9 protein-coding genes are annotated in these 8017 nt (G+C 75.5%); 4 read left to right on the top strand and 5 right to left on the bottom strand.

Annotated features, from left to right (window positions below):
* Nucleotides 1-284: 284 nt before the first annotated feature.
* From ABZ914_RS41610 to ABZ914_RS41595, 4 genes are all read right to left on the bottom strand, one after another.
* Nucleotides 285-452 (bottom strand): hypothetical protein, encoded by a 168-nt coding sequence (locus ABZ914_RS41610; RefSeq protein WP_500200178.1) that lies wholly within the window; start codon nt 450-452, stop codon nt 285-287.
* 207 nt (nt 453-659) lie between these two features.
* On the bottom strand, nt 660-1613 hold the full coding sequence (locus tag ABZ914_RS41605) for an esterase/lipase family protein (protein ID WP_500200176.1): 954 nt from the start codon (nt 1611-1613) through the stop codon (nt 660-662).
* A gap of 80 nt (nt 1614-1693) precedes the next feature.
* Nucleotides 1694-1819 (bottom strand): hypothetical protein, encoded by a 126-nt coding sequence (locus tag ABZ914_RS41600; RefSeq protein ID WP_500200175.1) that lies wholly within the window; start codon nt 1817-1819, stop codon nt 1694-1696.
* A 24-nt stretch (nt 1820-1843) separates the two neighbouring features.
* Nucleotides 1844-2722, bottom strand: a complete 879-nt coding sequence (locus ABZ914_RS41595; RefSeq protein ID WP_500200173.1) for a sigma-70 family RNA polymerase sigma factor — start codon at nt 2720-2722, stop codon at nt 1844-1846.
* A 140-nt stretch (nt 2723-2862) separates the two neighbouring features.
* Here ABZ914_RS41595 and ABZ914_RS41590 point away from each other — a divergent pair, with 140 nt between their 5' ends.
* Nucleotides 2863-3318 (top strand): carboxymuconolactone decarboxylase family protein, encoded by a 456-nt coding sequence (locus tag ABZ914_RS41590; protein ID WP_500200171.1) that lies wholly within the window; start codon nt 2863-2865, stop codon nt 3316-3318.
* Between the two features lie 117 nt (nt 3319-3435).
* On the top strand, nt 3436-5499 hold the full coding sequence (locus ABZ914_RS41585) for a sensor histidine kinase (protein ID WP_500200170.1): 2064 nt from the start codon (nt 3436-3438) through the stop codon (nt 5497-5499).
* Here the strand turns inward: ABZ914_RS41585 and ABZ914_RS41580 are convergent.
* Complete coding sequence (locus ABZ914_RS41580; RefSeq protein ID WP_500200168.1) at nt 5496-6101, bottom strand: response regulator; 606 nt, start codon at nt 6099-6101, stop codon at nt 5496-5498. The genes ABZ914_RS41585 and ABZ914_RS41580 overlap by 4 nt on opposite strands.
* A 109-nt stretch (nt 6102-6210) precedes the next feature.
* Between ABZ914_RS41580 and ABZ914_RS41575 the strand changes: the two genes are divergently transcribed.
* Nucleotides 6211-6942 (top strand): ABC transporter ATP-binding protein, encoded by a 732-nt coding sequence (locus ABZ914_RS41575; RefSeq protein ID WP_206700229.1) that lies wholly within the window; start codon nt 6211-6213, stop codon nt 6940-6942.
* The coding region (locus tag ABZ914_RS41570; protein ID WP_500200167.1) for an ABC transporter permease at nt 6942-8017 on the top strand (1076 nt) is incomplete at its 3' end. The genes ABZ914_RS41575 and ABZ914_RS41570, both read left to right, overlap by 1 nt.

The following is an 8017-nucleotide window of genomic DNA, read 5'->3' as shown; positions in this document are numbered from 1 at the left end:
GTCCCCGCGACGCCGGCCGTCCCGGCGGCGACCGCGCCCAGCGCGACGGCGCCGCCGATGAAACACCTGATCGACATGTTCCCCCCGATTCTCCGACATGCGATTACATAGAGTGACACTCTATGGTCGAAACGTAACCGCACGTCAGAGCAGGGGGCAATGCGCGGCGGGCAGCGTCCGGCCAACTCTCGGCAAAGCGCTCCGCGCCGCTCACTCGGCCGCGGCGCCCCGCGGCGGCCCGCGGGAGGCGGTCGCGGACGTGGCGCCGGAGCGCCGGGGGCCCGTCAACGGCCGCCGCCGTGCGAGCACCGTCCGGTCCCCTGGCAGGTGCCGCAGGTGCGGCCGCCGGATAGCGTGCCGCTGCCGCCGCATGTGGAGCATCCGGGGCAGTCGCACGCCAGGACGGCGCGGTGGACCGGGACGGTGAGGGCGGTGGTCGCGGTGTCGTGCATCGGGGTCTCCCATGGCGCGGTGTGCGGGTGTTCGGGGACGCGCCGCCGCCGGGGCAGAGCGGCGCATCCCTCCTGACGCGATGACTCTGCGTTGATGATGCGCGACTCTTCGTTTGGCACCTCGGCGCCACAGGGGCGTCCCTCGCGGGTACCGCGCACAGCCGCCGCCGCTGCTTGACAGCGCCCGCTCCGGTGCCGGGGCGCCGGCTAGATGTTCGGGCCGTAGCCGGTGCACCGCGGCCGGAAGCCCGGCTCGCGGGGGCCGAGGGCATCGAGGACGATCTGCATGACCGGGCCGTCCAGCGTCATCCCGGAGTGGCTCACCGGGTCGTCGGGGCACAGGTCCTGCAGCAGGACGTTCGTCGAGTCGCCGCCGTGCAGGAACGAGTTCGCCAGCGGAGTGACGGTCGTGTCGTGCGAGGTCGCGATCGTCAGGTAGCGGACGCCGGGGACGGTGTCGCCGTCGGCGAACAGCGCCTTCTGGAAGTCGGAGCCCTCCTCCTGCTCGGGGTAGGCGGGCGCGCCGGCGAACCGGTAGGCGTCGTTGACGAGGCCGAGGACGTGCAGCGTCCGGCCGAGGTCGACCAGGCCGCCCATGGTGGTGCCGTGGTTGGTCGGCGACAGCCCGATCATCGTGCGGACCTTGCCGGCGCCGCCGAGCCGCTTGATGTAGTAGTTCGGCATCATCCCGCCCTGCGACGCGCCGATCACGTCGACCTTCGCGGCCCCGGTGGCGGTCAGCACGCGGTCGACGAACGCGCTCATGGTGCGGGCCGACGCGGCGATCTCGCCGAGCCCGTAGACGCGGCCGAGGCTGGAGGGCGTCTCGCCGTAGTCGAACCCGTAGACGCAGTACCCCGCGTTGGCCAGGGTGGGCGCGATCATGGCGCCGGCGGAGCCGAGGTTGGACGTGGTGCCGTGCACGATCACGACGGGGTACGGGTGCTCGGCGGACGGCCGGCACGACCAGATGTTGGCCCCGGCGACGGCGTCGGGGCTGAAGAGGAAGTTGCCGATCGAGGTCGCGAGGTCGCCCACCGGGTAGGCGGTCTCCGCGCGGGCGGGGGCGGTCGCGAGCGCGGGGGCGGCGACGGCGGCGCACGCCGCCAGGGCGGCCGCGGTGAGGCGGCGCCGCATGCGGTGCCTTCGCGTGCGTTTCATATGAACAACAGTATCTATTTGGAAATCGCGGATCTACGCCCCCGCGTGACAACCCGCGTGGCGCGGATTCGTCGCCCGCGTCAGGTGCGCGGGCCCCGGGAGCGGCCGGTCCCGCGGCGAGGGCGGCCGTCCGCGCGGGCGGCGTCGTCGAGGGCCGCGTCGCTGGAGGCGGCGTCGTCGAGGGTGGCGGCCCAGCTGGCGAGCACGCTCGACGTGCGGCGCCGCGCGGGTCAGGCGACCCAGGACGGGACGATCCGGGCCAGCCGCGCGGGGTCGGTGAGCCCGCTGATCGCGGTGACGGCGCCGTCCGTGACCGTGAAGGCCAGCACCGTGACCGGCCGTCCGCCGACGGTGATGAGGACGCCGGGGCGGCCGTCGACGAGCGCCGGATGCCCCGTCGCGCCCGGCCGCGCGAACCTGGCCGCCTGCGCCGCGACCTCGGCCGCGCCGCGCACGACGGTGCTCCCGCCGGGGCCGTGCGCGCGCAGCTCGACGTCCGGGGCGAGCACGGACAGCAGCCCGGCGACGTCGCCCCTGCCCGCCGCCGCCAGGAACGCGTCGACGACGTCGCGGGACGCGGCGCCGGAGCCGGGCGCCGGTGCGGGCGCGCCCGGCCGCAGCCGCCCGCGGGCCCGGCTGGCGAGCATCTTGGCGGCCGCGGTGCTGCGGCCGAGGACCCCGGCGATCGCGTCGAACGGGACCTCGAACACGTCGTGGAGCACGAACGACACCCGTTCCGCCGGGGTCAGGGCGTCCATGACGACGTAGAGCGCGAGGCCCACGGACTCGGCGAGCAGCGCCTCCTCCTCGGGGTCGATCCGCGCGTCCGCGGCCGCGTCGAGGGGGAGCGCGCCGACGTCCAGTTCGAGGGGCTGCTCGCGCCGCGTCCCGCGCCTGCGCAGGAGGTCCAGGCAGATGCGGCCGGTCACCGTGGTGAGCCAGCCGCGCAGGTCCGCGATCTCGCCGCCGCCGGTGCGGGCGAGCCGCAGCCACGCCTCCTGGACGGCGTCGTCCGCGTCGGAATGGGATCCGAGCACGCGGAACGCCACCGCGTGGAGGTAGGGGCGGTGGGCCTGGAACTCGGCGGCGAGCGCGTCCTCGTCGGTCACCGGTCCTCCTCGGTCGCGGGCGGTGTCACTGCCAGGACGCGCGGGGCGCCGCAGAGGTAACGCCCCGGGCCCGGCGTTACCTCCCGCGAAGCGCCGACGTCGTAGTGCCGTCCACCGACGAACCGTTCCAAGGAGGAGCGATGACGGCACGTATCCACGACGCGAAGAGCCAGCCCGACATCACGAAGGGGGTGCAACTGCTCTTCAAGGAGGTGTACTCGGGCGGCGTGCCGCGCGAGACGCTGGAGCTGGTGCACCTGCGCGCTAGCCAGATCAACGGCTGCAGCGCGTGCGTCGACGCGGGCGCGACGGCCGCGGCCAAGGCGGGCATCGCGCACGAGAAGCTGATGGGCGTGGCGGCCTGGTACGAGAACCCGCTGTTCGACGAGGCGGAGCGGGCCGCGCTGGCGCTCGCCGAGGCCGCGACCCGGCTGTCCGACCGGCCCGGCGCCGTCACCGACGAGATCTGGGCGGAGGCCGCGCGGCACTTCGACGAGCGGCAGCTCGGGTCGCTGGTGCTGATGGTGGCGGTCACCAACTTCTTCAACCGGATCAACACCACCTTCCGGGTGCCCGCCGGGACCCGCTGGGGCTGACCCCGCACCTCACCGGCCGCACCGCGTGGCAGGATCGTGGCACGCGGAGTATGTAGGGGTGTGTCCGGGATTGTGAGAGGGCGTTCGCCGGGGCGGGCACGGCTGACCGTCGGGGCCGTGCTGGCGTCGTTCGCGGGGGTGTACGTGCTGGCGGCCCCGGCGCGGACCGAGGGGGCCGTCCGGGTGGCGGCGGCGATCGCCCTGGTGGCGGTCGTCCTCGCCGTCCAGATCGTGCGGGTCGCGTCGCGGGACGGCCGGTGGCGCTGGGGGATCCCCGTCCAGGCGGCGGCGGCCTACGCGGGCGTGCTGGCGTTCGGCACGTCCGCGGGCGTCCTCGGGTTCGCGGCGGGTTCGCTGCTGCTGGCGGGGGCGTGGCCGCTCGCGGTGGCGGTCGTCGGGAGCGCGGCGGTCCTCGGCGGCGCCGACGTCACGATCAGCTGCCTGCTCACCGGGCTGGTCGTCTACGGGCTGGTGCGGCTGGCGGACCGGGCGGACGACACCGCGGCGGCGCGGCTGCCGGTGACGCTGGCGGCGGTGGCGCGGGAGCGGCTGCGGATCGCGGCGGAGCTGAACCGCGGGCTCGGGGACGGGCTGCGGGAGATCTCCGAGGGGAGCCGCCGGGCGCTGGAGCGGCCCGAGGCGATCGCGGACGTGCTGGACGTCGCGCGGAGGTCGCTGAACGAGGCGCGGGCCGCGGCGGCGGACTTCCGCAGCATGTCGCTGGCGCCCGAGGCGTCGGCGGCGCGCGCTCTGCTGGAGTCCGCGGGCGTTCGAGCGGAGGTGCGGACGAGCCACAGTGAGCCCCTCGGCCCGGCCGGGGCGCTGCTGGCGATGGCGCTGCGCGAGGCGGTCACCGACGTGGTCCGCGTCGGGACGGCGCGGACCTGCGTCATCGAGACGTCGGAGGCGGATGGGTCCGTGCGGCTGCGCGTCGTGAACGACGGCGTCCGGACGGCGGAGCTGGGCGAGGAGGGGCTGGCGGACGCCGCGCGGCGGGTGCGGGCCGCGGGCGGCGCCTTCGCCACCGGGCTCGGGGAGGACGGCAGGTTCGCGGTCGAGGTGTCGGTGGCGGCGGGCGAGCGGCCGGTGAGCCTGCCGGACCGGGCGGCCTACCGGCTGTCGGTGGGGCTGCTGGCGGCGGTGCTGGCGGGGTTCTCCGTCAAGGGGCTGCTCCAGGTCCCGTGGGGGCCGGAGTGGCCGGTCGCGGCGGCGCTGCTCGTCCTCATCGGCGCGGTGCAGCTGTTCTGGACGAGCACCGGGCGGCCGAGGGCGTGGGCGCCGTGCCTGGCGGTGCTGAGCTTCGCGCCGGTGCCGCTCCTCGGGAAGGCGTGGCTGGGCGTCGCGGGCTTCCTGGTCGGGACGCTGCTGGTGGGCCTGCCGCGCCGGGTCGCGGTCCCGCTGGTGGCCGGGGTGATGGCGGCGGTCGGGGCGGGCGCGTGGGCCCTGCGGCTCGGGCCCGCGGCCATAACGAACTATGTGATCAGCACGCTGGTCACGGGCCTCGTCGTGTACGGGCTCGTCCGGCTGGCGCGGCTCGTCCGGGACCTGCGGGCGGCCGGTGAGGAGCTGGCGCGGGCGGCGACCGTCCAGGAGCGGCTGCGCGCGGCGCGCGACCTGCACGACCTGCTGGGGCACAGCCTCGCGGCGATCCTGCTGAAGTGCGAGCTGGCGCGGCGGCTCGCGGACGTCGATCCGAAGCGCGCGCGGGCGGAGCTGGAAGAGGTCGTCGCGATGGCGGAGCGGGCCCGGAAGGACCTGGAGGCGGCCACCGGCGGCGAGGCCGGGCTGTCCCTGGACGGCGAGGCGCGCTCCGCGCGGTCGGTGCTGACGGCGGCGGGCGTCGAGGTCGAGATGGACCTCGCGCACGGCGAGGTGCCGGACGGGACGTCCGCGGTGCTCGGCACGGTGCTGCGCGAGGCCGTGACCAACATCCTCCGGCACAGCGCCGCGACGCGCTGCGTCATCGCGACCGAGCAGGAGGACGGTGTGGTCCGGCTGGTCGTGGAGAACGACGGGCTGGATCCGGCGGCGCCGCGTACGGCGCCCGGGTCGGGAATCGGGAACCTCACCACCCGCCTGGCGTCGGCCGGAGGGACGCTCAGCGCGCGCGCCGACGGAAAGGGCGGCTTCCGGGTGGAGGCGGTCGTCGGCCAGAGCCGGCCCGAAGAGGAGGCCGGCTAGAGCCAGCCGGCCTCCCGCGCGATGCGGGCCGCGTCGGTGCGGTTGCGGGCGTTGAGCTTGGTGACGACGGCGGTCAGGTAGTTGCGGACGGTCCCCGCCGACAGGTGCAGCCGCGCGGCGATCTCCGGTGCCTCGGCGCCCTCGGCGGCCAGCCGCAGCACGTCCGTCTCGCGCGGGGTGAGCGGGTTGTCGGCGAGGTCCCAGGCGGTGAGGGCGAGCTGCGGGTCGAGGACGCGCTCGCCCGCGGCGACCTTGCGGATCCCGGCGGCGAGCTCGTCCGGCGGCGCGGTCTTCAGCAGGAAGCCGCGGACGTTCGCGGCGAGGGCGCGGCGCAGGTGGCCGGGCTTGCCGTGGCCGGTGAGGATCATCACGGCGACGCCGGGGAGGGCGTCGTGCAGGGCGGCGGCGGCCGCGAGGCCGTCCAGGCCGGGCATGTCGACGTCCAGCACGGCGACGTCCGGGCGGGCGGCGCGGGCCGCGGCGAGGACCGCGTCGCCCCGCTCGACCTCGGCCACCACGGTCAGGTCCGGTTCCAGCGACAGCAGGGCCGCCAGCGCGCTGCGCACCACGTGGTGGTCGTCCGCGAGGAGCACGTTGATCACGGCTCATGTCTACCAGTGACCGCGTCACGGGCCGGACCATGACGAGATCACATGGCACCGGTGATCTGCTCTCTGGCCCGTGAAGCCGCAGGTCAGAAGACTTGTCCTCATGAACGAAGCGGTGCGGATGGACGCGGTCAGCAAGGTGTACGGCAAGGGGAGGGGCGCGGTGGCGGCGCTGCGCGAGGTGTCGACGGGCATCCCGCGCGGCCGGTTCACCGCCGTGATGGGCCCGTCGGGATCGGGGAAGAGCACGTTCCTGCACTGCGCCGCGGGCCTCGACACCCCGACGTCCGGCAGCGTCCGGCTGGGCGACACCGAGCTGTCGTCCATGAACGAGACGAAGCTGACGGAGCTGCGCAGGCAGCGGGTCGGTTTCGTGTTCCAGGCGTTCAACCTGGTGTCGTCGCTGACGGTCGAGCAGAACATCACTCTGCCGCTGCGGCTCGCCCGTGCGCGGGTCGACCGCAAGTGGCTGGACGAGGTCGTCGCGAGAGTCGGCCTGAGCGAACGCACCGGGCACCGTCCGGCGCAGTTGTCCGGCGGGCAGCAGCAGCGCGTCGCCATAGCGCGCGCGCTCGTGACCCGTCCGGAGGTGGTGTTCGGCGACGAGCCGACCGGCGCGCTCGACACGATGACGGCCCGGGACGTCCTGACGCTGCTGCGCGAGACCGTCGACGCCATGGGGCAGACGGTCGTGATGGTGACCCACGACCCGGTCGCCGCGTCCTACGCGGACACGGTGCTGTTCCTCGCGGACGGCCGGATCGCCGACGCGATGGACGCGCCGTCCAGCGACAAGGTGGCGGCCCGCATGACCCGGCTGGGGGCGTGGAAGTGATGCTCGGAATCGTCCTTTCCACGGTGCGGCACCGCAAGGCGGGGTTCGCGGGGGCGTTCGCCGCGCTGCTGTGCGCGGCGGCGCTGGTGTGCGCGTGCGGGGTCCTGCTGGACACCGGGCTGCGCGGATCGGTCGCGCCGGAGCGGTACGCCGGTGCGCTGGTCGTCGTGACCGGCGACCAGTTCGTCCACCAGACGAAGATCAAGAAGAAGGGCAAGGTCAAGCACAAGGCCAAGGCGATCGCGGAGCGGGCGTGGCTGTCCGCCTCGGCCGCCGACAGGGTCCGCGCGGCGGGCGCCCGCGGTGTCATCACCGAGGTCGCGTTCCCCGCCGAGATCGGCGCCGCGCCGGACGAGTCGTGGGGGCACGGCTGGGAGTCGGCCGCGCTGACCCCGTTCACGCTGCGGGAGGGCCGGGCGCCCGCCGCCCCCGGCGAGATCGTGGTCGACGCGGCGACGGCCCGCGCGAACGGCCTGCACGCCGGGTCGCGGGTGCGGGTCGCGTCCGCCGAACCCGGGTCCTACCGGGTGACCGGCGTGACGCGGCAGGCGCTCAAGGACCAAGCGGCGATCTTCTTCAGCACCGCCGAGGCGCGCCGGCTGGCCGGGCACCCCGGCATGGTCACCGCGATCGGCGCGACCGGCTCCAAGGCCGCGATCGCCGGCGCGCTGCGCGGCACCCGCGCCACCGTCCACACCGGCGCGGACCGCGGCCGGGCCGAGTTCCCCGGCGCCGAGCGGTCCCGCGTCAAGCTGATCAGCATGGGCGGCGCGCTCGGCGGGACGGCCCTGCTCGTCGCGATCCTCGTCGTGTCCGGCACGTTCGCGCTCTCGGTGCAGCAGCGGCAGCGGGAGATCGCGCTGCTGCGCGCCGTCGCCGCGACGCCCCGGCAGGTCCGCCGGATGATCGGGCGGGAGGCGCTGCTCATCGGCCTCGCCGCCGGGCCGCTCGGCGCCGCCGCCGGGCTGCCGCTGGCGTTCTGGCTGCGCGACCGGTTCCGCGGCCTCGGCGCCCTGCCCCCGAACCTCGACCTCGTCGTCAGCCCGTTCCCGCCGGCCGCGGCGGCGGTGGCGGC

It is taken from the genome of Spirillospora sp. NPDC046719 (assembly GCF_040645715.1).
Classification (GTDB): domain Bacteria; phylum Actinomycetota; class Actinomycetes; order Streptosporangiales; family Streptosporangiaceae; genus Spirillospora.
Note: the sequence above shows the minus strand (reverse complement) of the source record. Positions and strands in the feature narration are given on the sequence as shown.

Coding starts and splice junctions, on each gene's coding strand:
- ABZ914_RS41575 (WP_206700229.1), top strand. CDS start 6,211: ATGAACGAAGCGGTGCGGATGGACGCGGTCAGCAAGGTGTACGGCAAG.
- ABZ914_RS41590 (WP_500200171.1), top strand. CDS start 2,863: ATGACGGCACGTATCCACGACGCGAAGAGCCAGCCCGACATCACGAAG.
- ABZ914_RS41605 (WP_500200176.1), bottom strand. CDS start 1,613: ATGAAACGCACGCGAAGGCACCGCATGCGGCGCCGCCTCACCGCGGCC.
- ABZ914_RS41610 (WP_500200178.1), bottom strand. CDS start 452: ATGCACGACACCGCGACCACCGCCCTCACCGTCCCGGTCCACCGCGCC.